Genomic DNA, 24,215 nt, shown 5'->3' with positions numbered 1-24,215 from the left:
TTCTCAATCTCCCTGCATGTGAACTAAAGGCATCTCCTGCACAATGGATTGCTCCACTTCAAAAAGAACTTTCATATAAACTTTACCATTGTCCGACTCTTCATGCAAAACAATTTCATCGCGGATGACAGCATCCGTCCCCGCCTTCTCGATAACTTCCGCTCTCGCTCGCATCAAACCGACATTCTTCGCCTCGTCCGCCGACAATTCCCGCTCCAGCAGCTCCGATTCCATCACCGTTTCCTTCATTCTTCCGATAGGCAGAGACCAGTTGCGCCATGACACACGCTCCTGATGAGTAATTACTTCGGACTGCGCGAAGCTGTCGTCGCCGAATCCGCTCAGCTGAAGCGCTCTCGATCCAAGGACGGCGTACCACTTCGTCTTTTTCTCGCCCGTATAGACCTTCATCTGCTGCACAAGAGGGGACTCCACCGTGAACTCGTACCAGACCAAGCCTTTTACCGTTCCCTTGGCCACAACAATTTGCGAATGGGATTCTGAGCCGATCGCTCCCGATATTAAGGTTTGTCCTTTTCTCACCCGTGTATTCTTCTTCACGACCGGCCGGCCGGCTTCAGCGATAATCTCGGTTACCACTGCATCGGCAGACGACACGAGATGTCTGGGATTGTGCAGCGGAAACTGCTCGGGAAGCGTCATCTCCACCACTTGTATCCGCACCTTCGTTCCCTTCTTCTCCACACCGATCCAGGTTGTGCCCGGCAGATCGCTGACAAGCCGTTTCGACAGCACATCCATATCCTTCAGACGGAATGACCATTGAAAATGATACAATCCTTCGTGCTTGGCAGCCTGAAGAATTTCGTCCTCCGTCAGCTTGACGTTGCCCTCCACTTCTATGCTCCATACGAGCGATGATAAAACAAAGATCATGGCGAAGAACAGTACAAGCCCGCCGGAGAACCAGATGCGGCGTTCAGCCTTTACAAGCCAGAACGGCAAGCCGCGGCGCTCCACGACATGGATGCGGCAGCCTGTCTCCTTTAAATACGGCCGCAGCCGGAAAAAGTCGCTAACCGATGTTTGAAAATGCAGCTTCTTATCATCGCCGCGGCTTGTCCATCGTATCTCGGACAGCGACAACCCTCCTGCAAGAGCCTTGTTCAGCAGCTTCTCCGCCTCGCCGCCCCTTGCTTGTACAACGACAACTCCTCTTAACCACTCCAGTCCGTCTCTTCTCACTGCAATCCCCTCCCGTTCTCGTTAAGGCAGCAATTGAATGCTTGTAATGACCCCTTCGATGAATACTTCCTCCGTCCAGATCGTACGTATGACGAGATCGCTGCCCGATACTTCAAGCTGTCCTTTGCTCAGTGCAAGCATGAGCTTCTCGCTTGAAAAATGAACAACGCCCCGATGATTTTCGATATATAATTGTCGGTCGCCTATTAAAGTTAGCCTTGGCAAGTCATACACGACATCTTGCGGCATATCCAGCATCTCGGCCGTCAGCTTGTGAAACTTCTTCTTCAAATGTCGCATGTATGCTTATTGCCCCCCTTATTTCGCAGATGCGTACTATAACAAAATATGCTGCTCATTTCTTAATTATGAGGAACGCCGAGCGCTCATTTTTCACACAACCAAACAACCCCCTTAACGACCGGCTGCCGGCGGTTAAGGGGGTTGTTGCTGCGTTTCTGCTGTATTAAGTTCTTCTGTTCACGTTCCTCGTGCTGGATCTGGGCGGACCGAGCACTTCGGACCAAATGACGGCACGTCTCAGCTCTTGCCTGCTCAGCTTCGGCATTCCAGTCTCCTGTTCGCCGGTTACGCTCCGAACGGCGGAGGAGAATGGGGAAGCACCGCGAGAAGACGCTGCTCCTGTCAAGGATCGGCCGGATAGTGTTCGACGGGACGGGGCGCCCTTCCGTTCTGTCAAGACTTCCGGCTCTTCTTGCCGCAACAAGTCTCCGAGCTCCGGACGCTCCGTTCGCTTCATAGTCTCCAGTGTTGATCGGTATACCGTATCGTCACCGCCAGTCTCGGAAGCGGGCTCGTTACGAGTACGCTCTTCATGGCGAGGACTTGACGAAGTGCGCTGTGGCGGTCTGCCTGCTTCCGTTGCGGATTGCCCGCTTCGCTGAGCTTGCTTCCACAACCGGTAGACGATGAACAGAAGCGGCACGACTACATAGATGTTGTCAAGCAGCATATCCAATAAAGACAACTTCGCTCACCTCCCTTTCGAATAGCGAAAGCCGTCGTCTCCCCGCAGATTATTTCTCCTCTTCATCCTGCAGGGGATTCGTCTCTCCGATCGCGCTTCGCATCTTCGTGTCCGACTCGATATTTTTCATATTGAGATAATCCATGACGCCAAGCTTGCCGCTGCGCAGCGCCTCCGCCATGGCGAGCGGCACCTGGGATTCCGATTCCACGACTCGCGCTTCCATCTCGACCACCTTCGCTTTGTTCTCCTGCTCTTGCGCTACAGCCATCGCCCGCCGCTCTTCCGCTTTCGCCTGAGCGATCTTCTTGTCCGCTTCAGCCTGCTCCGTCTGCAAGTAGGCGCCGATGTTCTTGCCTACATCCACATCCGCGATATCGATGGATAATATCTCGAATGCCGTACCGGCATCGAGACCCTTGCCCAACACCGTCCGGGAGATCAAGTCCGGATTCTCCAGTACATCCTTATGCGATCTCGACGAGCCTACAGTTGTAACAATACCTTCTCCGACGCGAGCAATGATCGTCTCCTCGCCTGCGCCGCCTACTAACCGGTCGATATTGGCCCGAACCGTCACCCGCGCCTTTACTTTCACTTCGATGCCGTCGCTGGCGACCGCGGCGACGACCGGAGTCTCGATGACGCGAGGGTTGACGCTCATCTGAACGGCTTGCAGCACGTCGCGGCCCGCCAGATCGATAGCAGCAGCCCGCTCGAACAACAGCGGGATGTTCGCTCTCTGCGCCGCGATGAGCGAGTTGACGACTCTGTCGACATTGCCTCCCGCCAGGAAGTGGCTCTCCAGCTGATTGATTGTCAAGCCGAGTCCCGCTTTCGTCGCCTTGATCATAGGATTGACGATCCGGCTTGGCACTACGCGGCGCAGCCTCATAGCCACGAGCGTGATAATGCCGATCCGCACGCCTGACGCAAGTGCAGATATCCATAGCATAATGGGGAAGAAGCTTAGAAACACAGAAAGCAATATAACGATCAATATACCGACGACTACAATCATGATAATGGGATCCAAATCCATTTCAAGAGCCTCCATTTCTGTTCCATTCTTTTCGGCAGGACATATCGGACAACATTAGTCCGTTCTTGCCTCTACCGCTTTTACTACAACCCAGGTACCTTCCACCTTCACGACCTGCACCGGCGTATTGGCTTCAATGAATTGTCCGGAAGTGATCACATCGACCCGTTGATCGGCCAGCAAGGCGGTACCTGCCGGCCTCAGCGGCGTTACGGCTATCCCTTCTTGACCGACCAAGAGCTCTTTCGAAGCCGCAGACAGGTAGCCTTCTTCCGTCGTAAGCTTGTCGCGCAATATGAATTTGTTCCATACGCCGCGCCCGCGATGGGTTCTGGCGAACAGGACGACAATCACGAGTGCCGCCACGAAGGCAATGGCCAACGACAGGATGCCCGATCGCGGATCGGGGGCGGCAATGACAACGCCGGCAACGAGCGACGCGCTTCCGAGCAGACCTAATATGCCAAAGCTCGGTACGAATATTTCAATAAACAGCAGCACAACGCCCAATACGAACAGGACGACCGACTCCATGCCGGCAAATCCGGACAGGTAGGAGCCGAAGAAGAACAGTCCCATCGCCAGCATCCCCATAATGCCGGGAACTCCAAACCCTGGCACGAGCAGTTCAATCGCAATGCCTGCTATGCCGATGATCAGAAGCACAGTAGACACGGCGGGATGGATGAGGAATCGGGCCACTTCCTCAGCGATGGAAGGCTGGACTTCGATAAGTGTTCGCTGGCCCAGCCCTAGCCACTCCGCTACTTCTTGCACGCTCGAAGCCGTATAATCGGAGTAGCCGACCTTGTTCGCTTCGGAATGCGACAGCGATAATATTTCACCCGCTTGCTTGTCGCGTCCGATTTTGTCCTTGAGTGCCACAGTTGCCTGTACGTCTACCATCGCCGCAGCGATGGCGGGATCTCGGCCATTCAGCTTGGCGGCTTCCGTCATCTGGGACACCCAGAACGATACGACCTTAGGGTTCTGAATCATCTCTCCCGTGCTGCCGTTAACAACGGCAGCTGAGCCTATTGTGCTTCCCGGCTGCATGGCGATATGATCCGCATTCAAGGCGATGTATGTACCCGCCGATACCGCTTTCCCTTCTACATAAGCTGTAGTGGGAATACTGCTGCTCCGGATTAATTCGCCGATATCGCTGGCGCTGACCACTTCGCCGCCCAATGTATTGACGACCAATATGACATGCGCAGCGCGGCCCTCCTCTGCTTCCTTGAAGGCCCTCTTGAGAAAGGCGTAGAGCCCTTGCTCTACCGTATGCTTCACCGGGATGACGAATACAGCCGAACCGGCCTCCTCACTTCCTTGCCCCGTCTTTGCAAGGGCAGGTACAGCTCCCAGCAAGCTCCCTGCCGTCCATAATGCGCCAGCGGCAAGCCAGAGGACCAGCATAACGGAAATGGCACGCTTCCACTTTATCCAATGCACACCACCACTCCTTTGCACCGTTTGACATTCCGCTACTTAGAGTTTAACCCTATTCCGATTCGGCATTCCTCCCCGTTCCAATCGTCATTACTCCTATTTATTCAATCGTTCGGACATATTATTACTTTAACACAAAACACCGTGACATAATGCACAATACCCCCAAAGTGGAGCAACAAAAAAACACCCCGAATAGGGGTGTTTTGCGAGTCCGCACGTTGATGCTATTGCAGAAATTGCTGTACAGCTTGATTTACTAGTTTGCCGTCCGCGCGTCCCTTTACTTTGGGCATAAGCGCACTCATCACTTTCCCCATATCGGCTTTGGAAGAAGCACCGAGTTCATGGATGGTCTGCCTAACTATCTCTTGTATATCTTCTTCAGTCAGCTGTTCGGGAAGGTATCCACTAATAATTTCAATTTCTGACTCAAGATCTGCAATCAGATCATCGCGACCAGCTTTTTTAAATTCTTGGAGGGAATCTTTACGCTGTTTGATCTCACGACTCAGAATGTCAAGCACTTCATTATCGTCCAGAGGACGCTTGAGATCAATTTCCAAGTTCTTCATCGACGCGCGAACCATGCGGATCGTAGTCAGTCTGAACTTGTCCTTGCTCTTCATCGCTTGCTTCATATCATCGCTCAATCGTTCGCTCAGGTTCATTATGGAAGGATCCTCCTAAAACTTTCTCTTACGCGCAGCCTCGGACTTTTTCTTGCGCTTTACACTTGGTTTTTCGTAATGCTTGCGTTTCTTCACCTCAGCCAGAACGCCATCTTTAGCGATTGTACGTTTAAAACGGCGAAGCGCAGCATCGATAGTTTCGTTTTTGCGAACTTTAGTTTCAGACACCAGTTTTCCCTCCCTCCGAAACAGACCGTCCAGAGCTATAACACGGTTTATCAAACTTCATTATAAAGTAAAATGAAAGCCAGTGTCAACTTCACGATTATGCTAATAGTGAACCGAGCTTCTTGCCGCCCAGCAAGTGGACATGCAGATGATAGACAACCTGTCCGCCATCGCTGTTCACATTGTTAATGAGCCTGTAGCCGTCCTCCGCAATGCCCAGCTCCTTGGCGATATGGCGTGCGGCGGCAAAAATGTCGCCGATCAGCTCATTATCCTCCGGAGCCGCGTCATTCATGGTTGGAATATGTTTTTTCGGAATAATGAGTATATGTACCGGAGCTGCGGGCTGAATGTCGTGAAATGCCACTACGCTGTCGTTTTCATACACCTTGTTGGATGGGATGCTGCCCTCGACAATTTTACAGAATATGCAATCCATCGTGCTTGTCCTCCATTTCCATTGATTCGAATCATGCTTCTATCTATCATAACGAAAACAAAATAAAAAATCCAATAACGCTGCAGGCTGACGCTGTTCATTCACAGCATGCGTCAGCCGGCCGTTATCGGTTGCAAAGTTAGAAAAAGGGCAGCAAGGATAATGCCAGCAAGGCGCCTAGTGGAAATCTTCGGCGGAAAAATCTGCGCCGCGGATAGTATGGATAAGGATATATAGGCCCTCCATAGGGGTAAAGCACGCGTTCGTCCATCCCGTCCGAACCGCAAGGCACTGCCAGATAGACCATATCGTCATCTACATGCTCCACAAATCCGTCGCACCATCCCTCCGCCGTCTGCACCAACACATAGCGGTGCATATGCTGCTGGCATATTTTCTTCTTGTCCGCGTTGCTCATGATCGTATTCACATTCGTCATTCCCTCAGCCTCCTGTCACCATCATTGTATGCGGAGATGGGCAGTTGGCTACAAGAGATTGCCTTGCCGTTCAAGCGATCAATCCATGATCGTTCGAAGCATATTGGCGCATGACGGCCTGGACCGAACCAGCCACTTCGTGCCATCCGTGTCCGGCAGACAAGCGGATCATAAAGGACTTGTTGCCTTCGCCCGCAAAGCTGAACGCCGATAAGGCTCCCGCAAGTTCTGAGAAAGATTGCTGCAATTGCTCGATCGTCTTCCGCTCGCTGTCATCCAGCGCCCCGGCTCCGTTGCCGATGCCGGTTAACCGCTCATAGGCGAAACTGTCGACATACGCTTCTGCTGCAGCGCCTGCGCCTTCCAGCGCGCCTGCGGCTTGAAGTTCTGCGGTTGCCATCAGCTCCTTCAAGCTGCTGCCGCCGCGCTGCAGGCTGGAAGCGGCATAACGGGCGGCCAGACGCTCGGCCGTTCCGTCGGAAGTGGATAGCTCCCTTACCTCCATCATCTGTCCTTCCATGTACTGTGCAAGCTCAAGACTCCTCTTCGCGCGGTCGAGTATGACCCCGCCTTCTTCTACTGCATTCGTCTGGTTAATGTTAATGTTTTTGGTCAGCAGCAGAACGTTTCCCATCAAGCTCATGACCAACAAGATTAGCGTGACAGGCAGGGCGATGGAACGCTTGCCTTTCTCTTGCTGCTTCACTGTGATCCCTCCCCGTCGTATCCGCCCGCGGACTGTTCATCGTTCAGCCTTACCGTGCGGGAACCGTCAAAGAAATAAACATAGATCTCGTCCACCTTCCGCTTCATCACGGACTGAATTGCTTCCGCATACAGCTCCAGCTGGAAACGATGGCGCTGAGCGGCGCGGTCCCATTGCTTCATGTAGATGCTGTCCGTCTTGTAATCCAGCAGCACCAATCCGCGATCATCCTGGAACAGACAGTCGATAACCCCCTGTATGAGTATCGGCTCTCCCGTCGCGCGATCCGCTTCAGCTGCAGGATATACTCGCCCGGAAGGGAATACGCAGCTGAACGGCACTTCTCTCTTCACCCAATCCGCCGCAAGCAGCCGCTTCCCGATGTCTTCGCGGAAGAAATCGGCAACGGCGCCACCATCGATGCTTCGAGCTTGCTGCCCGCTCAGCAATCGCTTCTCCGCCATAAGCTCAAGCGTACTCTCAACTACTTGCCTGTCCACGTCTGCATGAAGCGGCAGATGCTGCATGAGCAGATGGCTGGCGGAGCCCCTCTCGGCAGCCGTCAAGGACTGCTCTTCCATGAAGGAAGGCCGTCTCAGCCGGAAGGAATAGCTGCCGGAAGAGGAACTGGCCGCCCGGCCCGCTCCTTCCTCCCAGCTGAATACATCCTCTGCGGCTTGTTCATGCATGCGCTTCATCTCCGTCACGGACGTCTTGGCGGCAATGCGTTCCGCCATCCGGTGAGGATAATGCCACTGGAGCCTGCGATCCAGTTCCTCGTCCGCCTCTTCGCCTTCAATCAAGGCAAGCGATACGAGTGCTTGCAGCCGTTCCGCCGCGGCTTCCGCATGCTCTGCATCTGCCTCATGGGAAGCCGCCGCTTCCGCGCCAAGCCATTCCGCCGGCACTGTATGCGCCGTCCATTGCGACAGGCCGCTCCCACCGGACTCGTCTGCATCCTCTTGCGTGAATTGATCGGACGCGAGAGGTCCCAGCCAATCCAGATAGGTGCGGGCTCCCGCTATGGCGTAGTCGGGCATTGTCCCTTCCGCATCGCGCAGCGCCTGCCAGCGATCGCGTGCCTTCTCCATGCTGGCAACCGTGCCCAGCAAGAACAGCTTTTCCTTCGGACGGGTCAAGGCGACATACAGGATGCGCATCTCCTCCGCCAGCATCTCCATGCGCATCCGCTTGCGAATGGCCAGATAAGGCAGAGTAGGATAGCTCATCCGCTGCTCCGAATCCACGTATCTGGGGCCGAAGCCAAGCTCCCTATGCATCAGGAAGCTGCTGCGAAGATCTTGCTGATTGAACAGCTTGCCCAGACCCGCTGCGAATACGACCGGGAACTCCAGACCCTTGCTTTTATGAATCGACATGATTCGCACTACATCTTCGCCCTCGCCAAGCGCCCTTGCCGCTCCAAGGTCCCCGCCGCTGTCCCGCATTCGTTCGATGAATCGCAGGAAGCGGAACAGCCCGCGGAAGGAAGTGGATTCATATTGCCGGGCCCGGTCATGCAAGGCGCGCAAGTTGGCTTGCCTCTGGACGCCTCCGGGCAATCCGCCTGCGAAATCATAGTAGCCCGTCTCCCGATAGATGCCCCACAACAGGTCCGCAAGCGCTCCGCCCCGCGCTTCCTCCCGCCAGCGGTCGAGGGAATTCAGGAAGCGCGACAGCTTATGGCGCAGCTCCTCTTCAAGCTCGTCAGCCCCTGCCGCATGGCAGACAGCTTCGTAATATGACGTTCCCCGCGACAAGATGCGGATTCGCGCAAGCTCTTCTCCCGTCAGCGAGAACAATGGCGAGCGCAAGGTGCCCGCCAGCGGGATATCCTGATAAGGATTGTCGATGACACGCAACAGCGACAGCATCGTCTCCACTTCCACCGCTTCGAAGTATCCGCTGCTAAGCTCCGCATAGGCGGGAATGCCGAAGCTCTGCAGCTCTTCGATCAGTACGGGCGCCCATGATTGCGTAGCGCGCAGCAGGATGACGACGTCGCGCCACTGCAGCGCCCTATATGCCTTCAGCTTGACGTCATAGACTTGGAAGCCTTGCTTCATCAGATCTTGCAGCTGACGCGCGATCCAGCGCGCCTCCAGCTCGGCAACCGTCGCTTCTTCCGACGGGTCCGCATCGCTCCCGTATTCTTCGTCATGCCCCTGGCTATCGTCGCCCGGTTCCTGTGCCTGCGCCATGCCGCCGCGATCCAGCACCGTCAGCTGGATCGTGCAGCTGTCCGGCGGAGACGGCGGCGGATACCCGGCGCCGCATACAAGCTCGGCCCGGCTGTCGTAGTCCATCTCTGCCACGCTTTCTCTCATGATGGAACGGAACACAGCATTCACGCCGTCGACTACCTCGCTTCTGCTGCGGAAGTTACGGGCCAGATCGATTCTTACCCCCGGAGCCGTTTCCTCATCCTCATGCTTAAGCATTCCGGAATCGCTGCTGCTTCTGTACGATTTGTATTTTTGCAGGAACAGATTGGGCTCTGCCAGTCGGAAGCGGTAGATGCTCTGCTTGACATCGCCAACCATGAACAGGTTGCCGCTGCTCTGACGGGCAATAAGCGTTACGATGGATTCCTGCACCAGATTCGTATCTTGATATTCGTCCAGCAATACCTCATCGAACTGTTCCCTGTAAGACAGGGCAGCCTCAGAGGGAACAAGTCGATCCGGCTGGGATGACGGGTCCCGCAATATACGCAGACAGTAATGCTCCAGATCGCCGAAGTCCAGCAGCCCTTTGCTCCGCTTCGCTTCCTCGTACCGCTCGCCGAATGCGATGACCAGCTCCGATAACGCTCCCATTAATGTGCCGAGCTCCTGCAGCTCATGCAGGAACTCCTCCGCGCCGCGGCCGAACAGCTCCGACAAAGTGGAGGAAAGCAAGTCCTTCGCCTTGTCGCGCAGCTCCTTCGCCGCTTCTTGCAGTGACTTGTCATATTGCTCACCCCGCATCGGCTTCAACCTGCCGAACGCGGCGCTGTTGAAATAAGGCTCCCACTTGCTCCACGGCTCACGTGCGACGACCTCCTGCAGATGCAACACCACCTGCAGATCCTCTACCAGTGTCGCTGCATACGGATCAGGCCCACCAGGACGCGCCGCAATGGCGAGCGCCTGACGCAGCAGCGATTCCGCCCCCTCAAGTGTCAATCGGACATCCCGTTTTACACTCAGGGTCCATTCGCTCGCTTCCAACTGCTCCAGACTGTCAAGCTTATAAGCGGCCGCTGTCTCCCGCAGCCAATGCTCCGGCCACGGATGGCTCTGGGCGAAGTCGTACAGGCTTTGCACCAGCTCGTACAGCGGCTCGTCGCCTCGCTCACCGCCATAGCAGTCCGCCAGACGAAGGAACGCTCCGCCGTCGCCGGCTTGCTCGTACTTCTGCTCGAACAGCTCATCCAGCACTTCCAGCCGAATCAACTCGCTCTCTGTCTCATTGGCGATTCGAAAACCGGGATCAAGTCCGATAATCGGATAATAGCGGCGGATGACATCCAGGCAGAAGGAATGAAGCGTCGTGACGGAAGCCCGTCCCATCAGCGCAAGCTGACGACGCAAATGCTCATTGTCCGGCTGCTGCTCCAGTCCCTTCTCCAGCGCTACCGTAATACGCTCCTTCATCTCCGCAGCGGCAGCCTTCGTGAAGGTAGCTACGAGCAGTCTGTCTACGTCGGTATGGGACGATATTTTTCGAATGATACGTTCGACAAGAACGGCTGTCTTGCCGGAACCCGCCGCAGCGGCAACCAGCACATTGGCCCCTTCCGTCACAATCGCTTTCCACTGGTCATCCGTCCATATGCTGTTCGCCGGCTTCCGCACGGTCATGACGCTCCACCTCCTCTTGGCAGTCTCTCGCCAACTGCTCCCATATGTCCGCCCGCTTGCCGAGCACGTTGTATGCATTGCCCTGGAATAGCGGATCGAATTGGCATAACGGCTTGTAATCGCAGAACTGACACGGAGACTTGCCGCCCATCCGATAAGGCGTAATCGCTATCTCGCCCTGCTGGATGGTCTGTCCGATGCGTCTGATTCTGCTTCTGACCGAACCGCGCAATATATCCCATTGCTCGGCGGTCACGACGGAGGAGCTGCTGTAGAAGCTGCCGTCCCGCTTCAGTGCAACCGGGAGAAGCTCGGAATACCCCGTATCCAGACCTCCATCCATCATACGCGCAATATCCGGCTCGGCGGTCAGCAGCCCACGCATTTTGTAACGCTTCAGCAGTTGATTGTCCGCCTCGTCGGCAGGCAGCCGATTATTCATCGTCATCATAGGATTGTGTACATGGAAATACAGTACGCCCGCCGGCTTCGCTTCCCGGCCAAGCCAGCTTCCCGCATGGGTAACGAGCACATCCAGATAAGCCAGCATCTGCAGGGAGAGGCCGTGTACGACCTCCTCCAGCTTCAGCCCCATTGCGCTGGACTTGTAATCAAGCACACGAAGCAGCAGGCTTCCATCCGACTCAGCTGCATCCACACGGTCAATTCGGCCAATCACTTCCAACTCCTTGCCTTCGGACAGAGGAATAACAAGCGACGGCAGTGTCCCGTTCGGACCGAAGTCCACCTCGGTGCCTACCGTATGGAATTCCGCTCGGCGCGCATGCTCGCCAAGCACAACGGCCGCCTGTGCGACGATATCCTTCAATTTCCGTGCGACGAACTGGAATCTGCTGCTGCTGAGCAGTATTTCCGATTGCAGCTTGGGTACCAGCTCGCCGACCGTTCTGTCGGCCTCCGCCTTGATTTCTTGACGGCTCAGCTTGCCCCAGCGCGGCCCGAGCTCCTTCGCCAGTCCGCTTAGCGCAGCATGGAACAGCTGGCCCATATCCGGCGCTCCCAGCCGATACAGCCTGCGCTCCTTCAGCTTCAGTCCGTGGATGGCGAAGTGCTGGAACGAACACGAGACGAAGCGCTCCATCCGCGAGACACTCACCTGCATGCGCTCGCCGAACAACTGGCTTGCTGTCGCGATCGACAAATTGTTCTCCCTGTTGTGATGCACAAGCGAAGATACCAGCACGCCAAGCTTCTGCTGCCATTGGGGTCTGACGGCGTACCAATTGTACAGTCCCCACCATAGAGGAGCGATATCCCCGCCTTGATGCCACTCCCGCAGCTTGACGATGAGATGGGATATAGAGCGCTCGGGATGCTGCAGGAATGCCGTCTGCTCTTCAGGCGGCATATCCGCTTCGGGAGCAAGCACTTCCGTATGAATGGGAATGCCGGGGAACATCGCTTTCATCTGCCGCACGATCTCAGAGGGGAGCAATCCCTTCCCCTCCTCATCCGCGCCTGCCCAGCTCAGCCAGAGATGCTTGCTTGGCGTCGTCAATGCATTGTAGATCATAAATCGTTCATCCAGAAGCCTTCTGCGCGCTCCCGGCGCCATCTGCAGCCCGGTCTCCGCCAGTTGCTCCCGCTCAGGCTCTGTCAATATGCCGTCTTCCTTCACGCGCATAGGCAATGTGCCGTCATTGGCGCCCAGCAGATAGCATACCTGCACTCCGGCGGAGCGGGTGCGGTCCATGCTGCCCACCAGCACCTGATCCAGTGCGGGAGGGACCGACGCCAGCTTCAGGCTGTCCAGCCCGGCCTCGATCATCCCAGCGAATAACTCAGGCGCTACGCGCTCCTCGCCAGCCAGTTCAACCAGCTGGTCCAGCAGTGCCATGACGCCGTCCCACAGCTGGCGATGACTTCGCGCGGATTGCGCGTCGCCCCTCTCCATGTCTTGCCGGCTCCATCGCTCCAGGCGGTCAGCCGCATCGGAATGATCCAGCAGCCTGTAGAGCGCTTCGCACATCTCTTGTACCGTTGTCGCCTTCCGAAGCCCTTGCTCGAACCTGCGAAGCAAGGGAACGACAGCTTCGCGGGCAGCCAGCGCAATATCCAGCTCGCGCTTGGCAGCGGCAGATATGCCGTCAACGCCTTCATCCTCCAGGGAATGGGACATCATCGGCCTCCAGCGGCTGGCATCCAGCCACTTCCAACCATCGATCCCTGCAGCCAGCACATAATTCTCCAGAAGATCGAACCATTCACGAGGGAGGCTGTTGTCCAGCGGGAGGACCATCTCCGTCTTGATGCAGCGGAACATCGCATCGTACCTCCAGCCGTACAGCACTGTCTCCAGAGCGGATCGTATATATTCCACCAGCGGGTGGTGCAGCGCCTTCTTCTTCTGGTCCAGGAAGAAGGGAATCTCGTAATCTTTGAAAATGAGCGAGATATAATCGGCATATTCCTCCGCATTACGTGTCATGACCGCCATGTCGCGCCATCGGTAGCCGTCCTCCCGCACTCTGCGGACCAGATCACGGGCGACTGCCTCCACCTCCGCCCGCTTGCTTGCGGCCGCATGCAACGATACGCCGCATGCGGGATGATGACAATGGTAGCTTTCCGCACTACTCTGAAGCATAGCCACCTTGCTGCCGTAGTGCCGCTCCAGATGGGCCAGCATTCTATTGTCCCGGAATCTTCCTTGCTCAGGGGCAGGCATGCTTATCGGAGGGAGCACCTCTATACCGGCGCTCTCAGCCAACTCCATCAGCTTCAGGCAAGTTTCCGCTGTAGGATGGAAGAGCTCCAGTTCATGCGGTGAGACTCCGTCGAGATAAGGACGGTTAAGGGTGAGCGTAACGGTCATATGCGCCGCTCCCGCCATCAATGCGCCAAGCGCTTCAAATTCCGTAGGAGTAAAGCCATGGAACCCGTCCACCCATATGCGTGCGCCTTGCATGGAAGGCGACTCGGCGAAGCCTTCCCGCAAGTAATGCAAGTAGTCTTCCGAGTCAATGTACTTGCCGCCGAGCTCCCGCTCCATCTCACGATAGATGAGCATCAGATCGTGAAGCTTGCGACGAAGCAGATTGGAGGACGAGCCATCTATCAATTCCCGGCTGTCCAACAGTTGCTCTTCCTGCAGGCCGTATCGCTTCCACTCCGTCAGAAGTTCCGTCAGCCGCTCGATGAAGCCGGGCTGCTCCGCCCCGCCGGCGAACAGTTGCAACTCGGGCGCCATTCGGTGCACCAACTTGTACAGCAGCATGTGCTTGCCGGTATCGTTGATCGGGACGAGTGAGGTGCCGCCTGTCTCCTGCATGACTCGGAACGCAAGCCTGCGGAAGCTGAGCGCCTGGGCACGAATCGTCCCGCTCAACCCTCCGAGGCGAAGCATGGCATATTCGCTTTGGAACGTCGCCTGCTCCGGCACGAGCAGAATAAGCGGCGGTCCTTCCGGTGCGATGCGAAGCTCTTCTCTAATTTCCTCCAGACACCGCTCCGTCTTGCCGGCTCCGGAACGGCCGATGACCAATTGCAGCGGCATATCCAGCACTCCTCTCTTAGTAGCCTATATAACGTCCTTGCTTCTCACCTCGAATATGGCGAATTTCAGGTAATGTCCCTCCGGAACGCCCAGCAGCTGCGGATGATCCTTGCCCGCTGCACGCCACTCTACGAGTCTCAGCAGCTTGCCTGCATCACGGGCCGCTTCTTGTATCGTCTCGAGGAACAGCTCCGGCTTCATATGATAGGAGCAGCTCGCTGTGACCAGATATCCCCCTTCATTAACCAGCTTCAGCCCTTGCAGGTTTATATCTTTATAGCCTCGGCATGCTCCGGTGACAGCGTTCTTGGTCTTGGCGAATGCGGGCGGGTCCAATATGACCACGTCCCAGCTTCTCGCTTCCTGCTCCAGCTTCTTCGACGTATCCGTCTCACCGCTGGCCCTTAGCTTCCGCTCTTCATGTCCCTTCGCCTGGGATCGCAAGTAGTCGAACGCATCGGCGACAACGAATTCGACGCGGTCCGTGAAGCCGTTACGCTCCACATTTCGTCTCGCTGTCTCAATCGCGTGCTGAGATACGTCCAGACAGGTGACCCGTTTGGCGCCGTATTGGCAAGCATGCAGCGTGAAGCTGCCAGTATGGGCGAAGCACTCCAGCACCGTTGCACCGTCCCAATACGGGAAGGTGACGACTTTACCGTTTCTGTTCACCGGAACAAAGCTGCCGCCTTCCTCACCCGGCTGTGCTTGGAGCGTAATGCCGCTTCGCTCCCCCCAGCCTGTCATCAATGGTGCAATTGCCGCACGGTTTTCTCGCTGATCGAAGAAGTAGCCCGTTTTCTGCCCGTTCACAATATCCACTTCCATCTTCAGCCCGTTCTCTTCAATCTCGACAATGGCCGGGCAATCGCCGTACAGCACGCCTGTGCGCTCCTCCAGTCCCTCTAGCTTCCTGACGCCGACATCGCTGCGTTCATATATTCCTTGCGGTCTGAATACTTCCACCAATGCACTGACAATGTCGTCTCTTCGCACGTCCATGCCGAGCGTGAGCAGTTGAACGACGAGCACCTCTCCGAAGCGATCAACCGTCAGTCCCGGCAGGAAGTCGGCTTCCCCGTATACAAGACGGCAATCTGCACTCTTCACGAACCGATTGCGGTAAGCGAGACAATGCCAGAATCGATTCATGAAGAATGCGCGCCCCATCTCCTCCAGCGGTTCGTAGGAAACGATGCGCACAGCGATTTGAGAGGCCGGATTCCAATATCCGGTTGCCATATAGCGTCCCTGATGCGACACCACCTGCACCAGATCTCCCGGAGCGAGATTTCCTTCAACGGCTCCGATTTCGGATGCGAATACCCAAGGATGGCCGTTCTCTATTCTTTTTTTGCGAGATTTGTTCAATAAGACCCTGTTATCCATTCTGCTCAATGGCTCTTCTCCCTCTCTGTTGCATATAATTAAGCCTTGGCTTGTCATGCGTGTCCCGGCAGCGGCATACAAATAGCATAGCTGCAGGTCTAATCCTTCCACTCATTCGTTAAAGCAGGTGATTGCGATCATGATCCATGCCATTATTATTCCGATTCTGATGGGTTTTTCCATATTCCTGTGCGGCATGAAGCTAATGGAGCTTGCGTTGCACCGACTTACCGGCCCGCGCTTGCTGGATGCGCTGCACAGTTCGACGGCCACTCCGCTGCATGGTCTTGCGATGGGTACCGTCTCTACTGCGCTTCTGCAAAGCAGCACGGCCGTCACAGTCATTACAATCGGTCTCGTGAATGCGCGCTTGCTATCGTTCCCACGGACGCTCGGCATCGTGCTTGGAACGAATATCGGCACTTGTCTGACGACCGAGCTGATTGGCTTGAATATACACGCCCTTGCCGTCCCGCTGCTGATCGGCTCTTTCGGAACATGGCTATTGACGGCATTGTTCAAGGAGATGCGCTTGCTGCCGCGAATTGGCCAATCAGCGTGGCTGGAGACGTCCCGTTCGGCCTCCGTCGCCGTATGCGGCTTCGGCATGCTGCTGGCAGGACTCACCATTATGCAATCGATCGGCCCTGCCGTCGAGCAGAGCGCCTTGTTCGACTGGTTCATGGCACGTTCCGCGAACAGTCTGCTGTGGGGAGTAGCCGCCGGCACCGCGCTTACGGCCGCCGTGCATAGCAGCTCGGCAGTGATTGGCCTTGTCATGGGCTTCGCCACAATTGGCGCCATGCCGCTGGATGTTGGCATATCGATTATTCTCGGCGCCAATATCGGCACTTGCGTGACGGCAATGCTGGCTTCCATCGGCGGCAGCAGGGGCGGCAAGCTAGTCGCACTGACCCACTTCGTATTGAACGTTGGCGGTGCGATCCTGTTCCTTCCGTTTGCCGGAGAGCTCGCTGCAGCAGCAGAATGGCTGTCCCATTCTCCCGCCTCCTCCATCGCGCATGCTCAGACGATCTACAATGTCGCCTGTTCTCTGCTGGCGCTGCCCGTCTGCTACCTCCCGTTCTGGCGGAAGTTGCAGAATACCGTCTAATCCATAGCTATGTCGATTCCATAGCTATGTCAAGCAGCTTTAACGCTCCGGACAATATGCGATCGTTGTTCTCATAGCCGGACTGCTTCTGCCTGCGCCATGCGTCTAGAGGCTCGAACCAGTCGACGCCCCTGATTTCCTCCACTTGAGCCTGATGCTTGCCGCCGATCGCCTTCACTAAATAATAATGAACCTCTTTGTTGACCGTTCCCAACGCAGAATGATCATACTGATATTTGATTTGATCAATAGGAGCAACGATTTCACCTTGCAGTCCGGTCTCTTCTGCAATTTCACGCAGCGCTGTCTCCTCCACAGTCTCCCCCGGCTCCATCTTCCCTTTCGGCAGCGAAACCTTGCCGTAGCGATCCTGTATAAGCTGGATTTGCAGTTGTCCCTGATCGTTGTGGCGAAACACGACACCGCCGGCTGAGATTTCCTTCATGCTCCTTCCCCCTTGCAGTCTTTACCTTATACTACCCATTATCAATATTCGCTTACAAGCAGAAACGGCTATCGCCATCCGATGGTGGCAATAGCTCGTTCCTTGCACTGCTCTTATTTCCGTTCCAGCCCGAACGCTAAGCTTCCAGCGCTTCTCGGCGCAGCAGAGCGAAGTCTTCCCCATCCGCAAATACAGCGTCCTTCGCCGGGATTGCTGCATCAAGCACGCGAAGCAGCTTGCCGCGGCATTCATTCACGCCGGCTTCCGTCACCTTCACGCGGCACAGCTGGCCAATCATATCCGGAGAACCTTCGAATACGATGTTCAAGTAATTGTCGGAATAGCCCATCATAAGCCCTCTGCCTTCCGCTCCCTTATATTCACGCTCTGGGATCACATCCAGCACTTCACCCACATAACGCTTCGCATACTGGAGCTGCATGCGTTCCGACAGATCGATAAGCTGGTGAACACGCTCGTTTTTCAATTCTTCATCGATCTGATCGTCCATTCTCGCGGCTGGCGTTCCTGTTCGCTTGGAGTACGGGAATACATGCATCTCCGCAAAACCAAGCTCCTCCATAAACTTGTAGCCGTTCTCGAACATCTCTTCCGTCTCGCCTGGAAAACCGACGATGACATCCGTCGTAATCGCTACGCCGGGCATCGCAGCCTGAAGAAGCTTGATCTTGGCGGCAAATTCCTCTGTTGTATATTTGCGTCGCATCCGCTTCAGCACACGATTGTCGCCGGCCTGCAGCGGAATGTGCAGATGGCGACACATCTTGCTGGATCGATTGAGCACTTCGATCATTGCTTCGTCGATTTGGCTCGCTTCAATGGAACTGATGCGAATGCGCTCCAGCCCTTCCACCTTGTCCAGATCCCATAGCAAGCTGGTCAGATTGTAATTTTCCATTTCGTCTCCATAACCGCCGGTATGAATCCCGGTAAGGACAATTTCCTTATAGCCCGATGCGACGAGCTCCTTCGCCTGCTGGATGACACTCTTCGGATCGCGACTGCGAGACAGGCCCCGTGACCATGGAATGATGCAGAACGTACAGAAGTTGTTGCAGCCTTCTTGAATTTTCAGGAAGGCACGGGTCCGTTCGGAGAAGTCAGGCACATCCAATTCCTCGAAGCTGCGCGTCTTCATAATATTGCGCACAGCATTGACCGGTTGACGATCACGTTGTATTTGTCCGATGAAGCCCATAATCTTATCCCGGTCTTGCGTTCCGATCACTAGATCGACGCCTTCTATCGCCATGATCTCAGCCGGAGATGTCTGGGCATAACAGCCCGTCACAGCAATGATGGCATCCGGATTGCGGCGTATGGCCCGCCGAATAATTTGGCGACTCTTCTTGTCACCCGTATTGGTTACCGTGCAAGTATTGATCAGATAGACGTCGGCTGTCGACTCGAAGTCGACCTGCTCATAGCCTTCATTTTTGAACAGCTGCCAGATGGCCTCAGTATCATAAAAGTTAACCTTGCATCCCAGTGTATAAAATGCGACCGTTGGCATAGCAGTCACACTCCTCCCATTTCTCCAGATTCGTACATTAAACAGGTCAATCCGACAATGCCCGCCGTCTCTGCGCGCAGAATTCGTCTTCCAAGTCCGACCAGTCTGGCGCCGGCCTGCTCTGCTTCAGCGGCTTCCCGCCCCGTGAAGCCGCCTTCGGGACCTGCAATAAGCAATATGGACGGCTTGTCCCCTTGCCGCACACCGGCTGTCAACCAATGCTGCACTGCTGCACGCAAGCCGAGCCCTTCGTGCTCTTTTCCTTCCTCCTCATAACAAAACAAAGCCAGATCGAAGCTGCCGATCAACTGGAGCAGCTCCTTCCAGCTTCGCACCCCTTCAATGGCGGGTATGCGGTCGCGATGACATTGCTCAGCGGCTTCCTTCGCGATTTTCCCCCATCGCTCCAGCCGCTTCGCTTCCTTGCGGGCGTCGTATTGCACGATCATCCGCTCCGATTGGAACGGAGCGAAAGCGCAGGCTCCGATCTCCGTCCCCTTCTGTATGACCAGCTCCATCTTGTCGCCTTTGGGCAGACTCTGCGCGATCGTAACCGACCAAGCCGGCTCGCTGCTGCTTTCCAGCAGCTTCTCCAGCTCGACCAGCACAGTATCAGCAGTTATCTCTCTAATTACGGCTATGCCAGAATTCGACTGCCCGTCGCTTACGTATATTTTATCGTCAGGCTTCATCCTCATCACTTTAACGATATGCCGGGCATCGTCGCCCGTTATGGCGAATGTGCCCCCCTGAAGCTGCGGCGGTGTTACAAAATATCTCTGCACCGATAGTCAACCACCCTTGCGTCTCAATTCCATTGTTCATCATAGCATGGTTCATGCATAGAAATCCATGATAAAGTCCCGCCAATTCAGCGGTCCGAAAACGCCGTTAAACAAATCAATCAAAGCAAAGAAGATGTCCGTACTGAGTCCCAGTATCGGCGTTAACGTATATTGACGAAGCGGAGGGATAAAGACCATTAGCAAAAAGATGATCATGCCCCAATGAATGTGCTGCTCCATCTTGTAACGTATCCGCAACGGAAGCAAATCCGATATAATCCGATAGCCGTCCAATGGCGGCAGGGGAATAAGATTGAAAATGAACAGCAGCAAATTAATGGTTATTAAATAGTAAAAGAAATGAACAAGAGCCATATACACGCCTTGCGAGCCTGCATGGAGCAAGCCTGTCGCATCCAGCAAATAGAGAATAAACATTCCGACTACAGCGATCAACAGATTGCTCAAAGGTCCGACCGCCGAGACGATTACGCCCATCAGCTTCCGGTTCTTGAACCGGGATGGATTGACGGGAACCGGCTTCGCCCAGCCAAATCCGGCAATAAGCAGCAACGCGGTTCCCAGCACATCCAGATGCACGGCTGGATTCAGCGTTACTCGGCCTTCCTTATAAGCCGTATCGTCTCCGAATTTATACGCACTGTAGGCATGCGCGAATTCATGCACGGTGAACGCGATAATCAAAACCAGCACAATAAAGGGCAAATCCTCCAGCGGGTACCACAAAAATCTTTCCAACGCTTCCATACATTCACCTACGGCTTTCTCGCGACGATTGCAAGCCAATCTTCATCGCGTTGTTTCTCCACGATATGGAAGCCGGCTTTCTTAAGGCCCTTCTCCACATCCTCTTCCTTATTCTTATAAATGCCGGAAGCGATATATGTACCTCCCGACTTCAACGCTTCATACACATCCTCCACGAACAACAAAATAATCTCGGCCAAAATGTTCGCCACAACCAGATCGACCGGCGGTTGTATCTTCGCAGCAGAGGCCGCGCCTTCCTGATCTCCTTCACGCAATACACCCAGCAGATCGCTAAGCCGTACCTCGACTTGATCGGACAACCCGTTCAGGCTCACATTCTCAGTAGCACTGGATACGGCTACAGGATCAAGATCCAGTGCAAGCACCTTGCCTGCGCCTAGCTTGCATGCACCAATGGCCAATATACCCGAGCCTGTTCCTACGTCGATCATTACTTCTCCGCCCTTTACAACGGACTCCAGTGTACGAAGACAGAGGGAGGTAGTGGGATGAGTGCCTGTGCCGAATGCCATTCCGGGATCAAGCTCGATAATACGCTCATGATCAGCCGCCTCATAATCCTCCCAGGTCGGTTTAATCGTAAGCCTATCCGTAATTTTTACCGGCTTGAAATATTGCTTCCACGCATTCGCCCAATCTTCATCGTCGACAAGAAGGGTCTCATAAGTAACGTTCCCCGTATCGATATCGAACTCGCGCAGTTGATCAACCCGCGGCTTTAGCCGGAGCAGCAGATCATCCATATCCGTTCCTTCGGCGAAATACCCTTTAATAACCGCATGTCCTTCCGGAATATCGTTAAGCGGGAGCTCGTACCATTGTCCAAGAGAAGTATCCCTCGGTTTGTTGAGCGTCCCGGATTCCTCTATTGCAACGCCACCGGCGCCAACCTCATGCAAGAAATTCGAAATCATTTCCACTGCTTCTTCAGTCGTCGCGATTGTAAGTTCATGCCATTTCATCCATCGTGCCCCCCATAATCATTGAAACCTAACCTCTATTGTACACCAGAGACACCTCAAATTACAAAATAAGGAGCATGCCCGGTCTTCCGAGCACGCTCCTTGCATTAATACACTTCATTTGTTCCTATCCTGAGCCTGCTATTCCATCGATTGAATATTGCCGCCGATTTGCTGAATCAAATGCATGGCCCGTTCGGCAACCGAATCGTCCACCATTGCGGTCAACATGCCGTCCTTCTGAAGCTCGCCAACTTCAAGCGCCCTTAATGCCTGCAGCTTTCTGGCTGCTTCATGTGCTGTGGAATCGTTGACGAACGCTGCTGTGATTTGAATACCGCTCACCTACTGTTCCCCCTGTGCTCTCCGATCTGCCGCTTCCGCACGCTGCTGAGCGATACGGTCCGCGTTGTCAGCCGCCTCTTCGGAAAACTCCACATCTTCATTTTTTGCAATCGGCAGTTGCGCGAAGTTGATATTCTCCATGTCGGTTGCATTCGCCTTAATGTTGTTTTTGCCTTCCACCATTTTGACTACCCGCTTTCTTTGATTTTCTTTCTGTAACCTGGAGCTAAATAAAAGCTTTTGCGATGCTTTTTGTCGATTTATATTTTTTTAAATAAAGCACTTGCGTCAACTGCATCAACTGCATCAACTGCATCAACTGCATCAACTGCATCAACTGCATCAACTGCATCAACTGCATCAACTGCATCAATCGTATTGTGCACAAATTCACTAGCTGCGATTCATTTTTAGCTCCTTTTTTATTCAAAAAGATGGCCAAATCACGCATAATCTTCCCGTCTCGAGCGGCCTCACTATCCCCCTACTATAAGGAACCTCACGTTCCTCTCGAACAGGCTTCACTATCCCCTCTTATCAGGAACCTCGCATTCTTCTCGAGCGGGCCTCACTATATTCTCTTTTTATCAGAAAAGTTATGTGGTAAATGCTAATCGGTTTTCACTTACTGAAATTATCTCTCGATCTCCAATTATTAATGCAACTATTCAGGTTTACATTCATATTCACATCATTTTTGGTGTAAGCACTATTACTTCGTTTATGATTGTTCCTGAGCAAAGGGGAGAGTGAGCACTAATCCTAAATCAACATTTACATCCCTTGCAAGTCAGATAGAGCAACTGCATTAGAATGGATGGGATTAGTTTGGACTTCCATGCTATTATGACATGGAACTGGTAAAAATAACTAGTGCTAATACAAAAATACGATAAGAGAAGTGTCAAACACGGGATCGCGAACAGTTTCAAAGATGATCGGCCTCATAATTCGACCTCATATTATAGCATTGTTAATAGCTCTGCATTTTCAGGATACAGTTTGAGGATATAGTTATAATACAGCTATCCTGATACTGATACACATGCGGATAGATGCAACAGATACATTGTTACTGATACTTGTGCACAAGCTTATACTTATACCGTTCCGTTGCATATTCTGGTTTACATAACTTATACGTATATCATTACAGATTCAGCGTCAGTACCATCTAACTTTTACTCAAAAAAAGAAAGCGCTCCGGGTTATTCACCGCGGAACGCTTTCTTCATACGATCAAATATAGATTCATGATGTTCATCTTGCGGGCTGGTCGATTCACCGGTCAAGCCGCCGAACTGGCGAAGCAAATCCTTCTGGTCATCAGTCAGCTTCGTTGGAGTTACGACTGTCACTTTCACATGCTGGTCGCCCGTTCCGTAACCGCGAAGCTTTGGTACGCCTTTGCCCTTCAACCTGAAATAAGTGCCTGTCTGTGTGCCCGAAGGAATCTTCAGCTTCACCTTCTCCGTCAAGGTCGGTATCTCGATCTCATCGCCAAGCGCCGCCTGAACGAACGATAACGGAACCTCACAATAAATATCGTCGCCTTCACGGTCGAAGAAATCATGCGATTTCACGCGCAGCACGATATAAAGGTCTCCCGCAGGTCCGCCGCGCAATCCGCCCTCGCCTTCGCCAGACATTCTGATTTGCGCGCCGTCGTCTACTCCGGCCGGGATGTTGATCTTGATTTTGCGCTGCTTCTTCACTTTGCCCGCTCCATGGCACGTACCGCACTTGTCGGCTATTACGCGACCACTTCCACCGCACGTAGAACACGATCTGCGATTCACCATGCGGCCGAACGGTGTATTCTGAACGACCTCTTGCTGACCAGAGCCGTTACAAGTACCGCATGTTTTCGGCTTCGTGCCCGGCTTCGCGCCTGAACCGTGACAAGTGTCGCAGGACTCTGTGCGCGGAATTGTAATCTCCGTCTCCTTGCCGAATACCGCTTCCTTGAACTCAATCGTCATCGTATACTGCAGGTCGTTGCCCCGCTGCGGCGCATTAGGATCGCGACGCCCGCCTCCGCCGCCGAAGAACATATCGAAAATATCTCCGAAACCGCCAAAGTCAGCTCCATCAGCTCCGCCCATCCCCTGATTGGGATCTACATGACCGAAGCGGTCATATGTTGAGCGCTTGCTGTCATCGCTGAGCACGTCGTAGGCTTCCTTCACTTCCTTGAATTTCTCTTCCGCGTCTGTCGCCTTGTTCACATCTGGATGATATTGCCGGGCCAGCTTTCGGTAAGCTTTCTTTATCTCATCGTCGGAAGCTTCCTTGCCTACACCCAACACTTCATAATAATCGCGTTTGTTCGCCATCTAGTCTGTCTCACCTCGC

Annotated in this window: 23 protein-coding genes; 1 reads left to right on the top strand and 22 read right to left on the bottom strand. The window is 54.3% G+C overall.

The window, feature by feature from the left end; all coding sequences use genetic code 11:
* Positions 1-3: 3 nt before the first annotated feature.
* The 13 genes from yqfD to M6D81_RS02975 form a co-directional block, all read right to left on the bottom strand.
* Complete coding sequence (gene yqfD / locus M6D81_RS03035; RefSeq protein ID WP_262675319.1) at positions 4-1,206, bottom strand: sporulation protein YqfD; 1,203 nt, start codon at positions 1,204-1,206, stop codon at positions 4-6.
* A gap of 21 nt (positions 1,207-1,227) precedes the next feature.
* Positions 1,228-1,506: a sporulation protein YqfC gene (yqfC, locus tag M6D81_RS03030; RefSeq protein ID WP_262675318.1), complete on the bottom strand. Its 279-nt coding sequence runs from the start codon at positions 1,504-1,506 to the stop codon at positions 1,228-1,230.
* A 166-nt stretch (positions 1,507-1,672) separates the two neighbouring features.
* Positions 1,673-2,194: a hypothetical protein gene (locus M6D81_RS03025; RefSeq protein WP_262675317.1), complete on the bottom strand. Its 522-nt coding sequence runs from the start codon at positions 2,192-2,194 to the stop codon at positions 1,673-1,675.
* A 49-nt stretch (positions 2,195-2,243) separates the two neighbouring features.
* Complete coding sequence (gene floA, locus M6D81_RS03020) at positions 2,244-3,236, bottom strand: flotillin-like protein FloA (RefSeq protein ID WP_317259087.1); 993 nt, start codon at positions 3,234-3,236, stop codon at positions 2,244-2,246.
* 54 nt (positions 3,237-3,290) lie between these two features.
* Positions 3,291-4,691, bottom strand: coding sequence for an NfeD family protein (locus M6D81_RS03015; RefSeq protein WP_262675316.1), 1,401 nt, complete (start codon positions 4,689-4,691; stop codon positions 3,291-3,293).
* A 224-nt stretch (positions 4,692-4,915) separates the two neighbouring features.
* Positions 4,916-5,359: a GatB/YqeY domain-containing protein gene (locus M6D81_RS03010; RefSeq protein WP_262675315.1), complete on the bottom strand. Its 444-nt coding sequence runs from the start codon at positions 5,357-5,359 to the stop codon at positions 4,916-4,918.
* Positions 5,360-5,374: 15 nt separating this feature from the next.
* Entirely contained in the window at positions 5,375-5,548 is a 174-nt protein-coding gene (rpsU, locus tag M6D81_RS03005; RefSeq protein WP_028597065.1) for a 30S ribosomal protein S21, read from the bottom strand.
* A gap of 97 nt (positions 5,549-5,645) precedes the next feature.
* A complete protein-coding gene (locus M6D81_RS03000; RefSeq protein WP_262675314.1) occupies positions 5,646-5,987 on the bottom strand; it encodes a histidine triad nucleotide-binding protein in 342 nt (113 codons plus the stop codon).
* A gap of 139 nt (positions 5,988-6,126) precedes the next feature.
* Positions 6,127-6,426 (bottom strand): hypothetical protein, encoded by a 300-nt coding sequence (locus M6D81_RS02995; protein ID WP_262675313.1) that lies wholly within the window; start codon positions 6,424-6,426, stop codon positions 6,127-6,129.
* A 70-nt stretch (positions 6,427-6,496) separates the two neighbouring features.
* Positions 6,497-7,132, bottom strand: a complete 636-nt coding sequence (locus M6D81_RS02990; protein WP_262675312.1) for a hypothetical protein — start codon at positions 7,130-7,132, stop codon at positions 6,497-6,499.
* Positions 7,129-10,977 (bottom strand): helicase-exonuclease AddAB subunit AddA, encoded by a 3,849-nt coding sequence (gene addA / locus M6D81_RS02985; protein ID WP_262675311.1) that lies wholly within the window; start codon positions 10,975-10,977, stop codon positions 7,129-7,131. Before addA ends, M6D81_RS02990 begins: the two co-directional genes overlap by 4 nt.
* Positions 10,937-14,494, bottom strand: coding sequence for a helicase-exonuclease AddAB subunit AddB (gene addB, locus M6D81_RS02980; protein WP_262675310.1), 3,558 nt, complete (start codon positions 14,492-14,494; stop codon positions 10,937-10,939). Before addB ends, addA begins: the two co-directional genes overlap by 41 nt.
* A gap of 24 nt (positions 14,495-14,518) precedes the next feature.
* Positions 14,519-15,883, bottom strand: coding sequence for a class I SAM-dependent rRNA methyltransferase (locus M6D81_RS02975; protein WP_262675380.1), 1,365 nt, complete (start codon positions 15,881-15,883; stop codon positions 14,519-14,521).
* 139 nt (positions 15,884-16,022) lie between these two features.
* On the opposite strand from M6D81_RS02975, the gene M6D81_RS02970 reads away from it, so the two are divergent.
* Positions 16,023-16,997: a Na/Pi cotransporter family protein gene (locus tag M6D81_RS02970; RefSeq protein ID WP_262675309.1), complete on the top strand. Its 975-nt coding sequence runs from the start codon at positions 16,023-16,025 to the stop codon at positions 16,995-16,997.
* A gap of 7 nt (positions 16,998-17,004) precedes the next feature.
* Here M6D81_RS02970 and M6D81_RS02965 read toward each other — a convergent pair whose 3' ends face one another.
* The 9 genes from M6D81_RS02965 to dnaJ all read right to left on the bottom strand — a co-directional run bounded on the left by M6D81_RS02965 (position 17,005) and on the right by dnaJ (position 24,196).
* The gene (locus M6D81_RS02965) at positions 17,005-17,442 is read right to left on the bottom strand and encodes an NUDIX hydrolase (protein ID WP_262675308.1); all 438 of its coding nucleotides are present in this window, start codon (positions 17,440-17,442) and stop codon (positions 17,005-17,007) included.
* 136 nt (positions 17,443-17,578) lie between these two features.
* On the bottom strand, positions 17,579-18,976 hold the full coding sequence (gene mtaB, locus M6D81_RS02960; protein ID WP_262675307.1) for a tRNA (N(6)-L-threonylcarbamoyladenosine(37)-C(2))-methylthiotransferase MtaB: 1,398 nt from the start codon (positions 18,974-18,976) through the stop codon (positions 17,579-17,581).
* Positions 18,977-18,981: 5 nt separating this feature from the next.
* Positions 18,982-19,761 (bottom strand): RsmE family RNA methyltransferase, encoded by a 780-nt coding sequence (locus M6D81_RS02955; protein WP_262675306.1) that lies wholly within the window; start codon positions 19,759-19,761, stop codon positions 18,982-18,984.
* Positions 19,762-19,812: 51 nt separating this feature from the next.
* On the bottom strand, positions 19,813-20,520 hold the full coding sequence (locus M6D81_RS02950) for a site-2 protease family protein (protein WP_262675305.1): 708 nt from the start codon (positions 20,518-20,520) through the stop codon (positions 19,813-19,815).
* A 17-nt stretch (positions 20,521-20,537) separates the two neighbouring features.
* Entirely contained in the window at positions 20,538-21,515 is a 978-nt protein-coding gene (gene prmA / locus M6D81_RS02945) for a 50S ribosomal protein L11 methyltransferase (RefSeq protein ID WP_262675304.1), read from the bottom strand.
* A gap of 141 nt (positions 21,516-21,656) precedes the next feature.
* Entirely contained in the window at positions 21,657-21,860 is a 204-nt protein-coding gene (locus tag M6D81_RS02940; RefSeq protein ID WP_262675303.1) for a hypothetical protein, read from the bottom strand.
* Positions 21,861-22,043, bottom strand: a complete 183-nt coding sequence (locus tag M6D81_RS02935; protein WP_262675302.1) for a YfhD family protein — start codon at positions 22,041-22,043, stop codon at positions 21,861-21,863.
* A 77-nt stretch (positions 22,044-22,120) separates the two neighbouring features.
* Entirely contained in the window at positions 22,121-22,246 is a 126-nt protein-coding gene (locus tag M6D81_RS02930) for a hypothetical protein (protein ID WP_262675301.1), read from the bottom strand.
* Positions 22,247-23,068: 822 nt separating this feature from the next.
* Positions 23,069-24,196 carry a molecular chaperone DnaJ gene (gene dnaJ, locus M6D81_RS02925; RefSeq protein ID WP_262675300.1) on the bottom strand — a complete coding sequence of 376 codons (1,128 nt, stop codon included), beginning with the start codon at positions 24,194-24,196 and terminating at the stop codon, positions 23,069-23,071.
* Positions 24,197-24,215: the final 19 nt, after the last annotated feature.

The organism is Paenibacillus sp. J5C2022, from assembly GCF_025567625.1.
GTDB lineage: Bacteria > Bacillota > Bacilli > Paenibacillales > Paenibacillaceae > Pristimantibacillus.
Note: the sequence above shows the minus strand (reverse complement) of the source record. Positions and strands in the feature narration are given on the sequence as shown.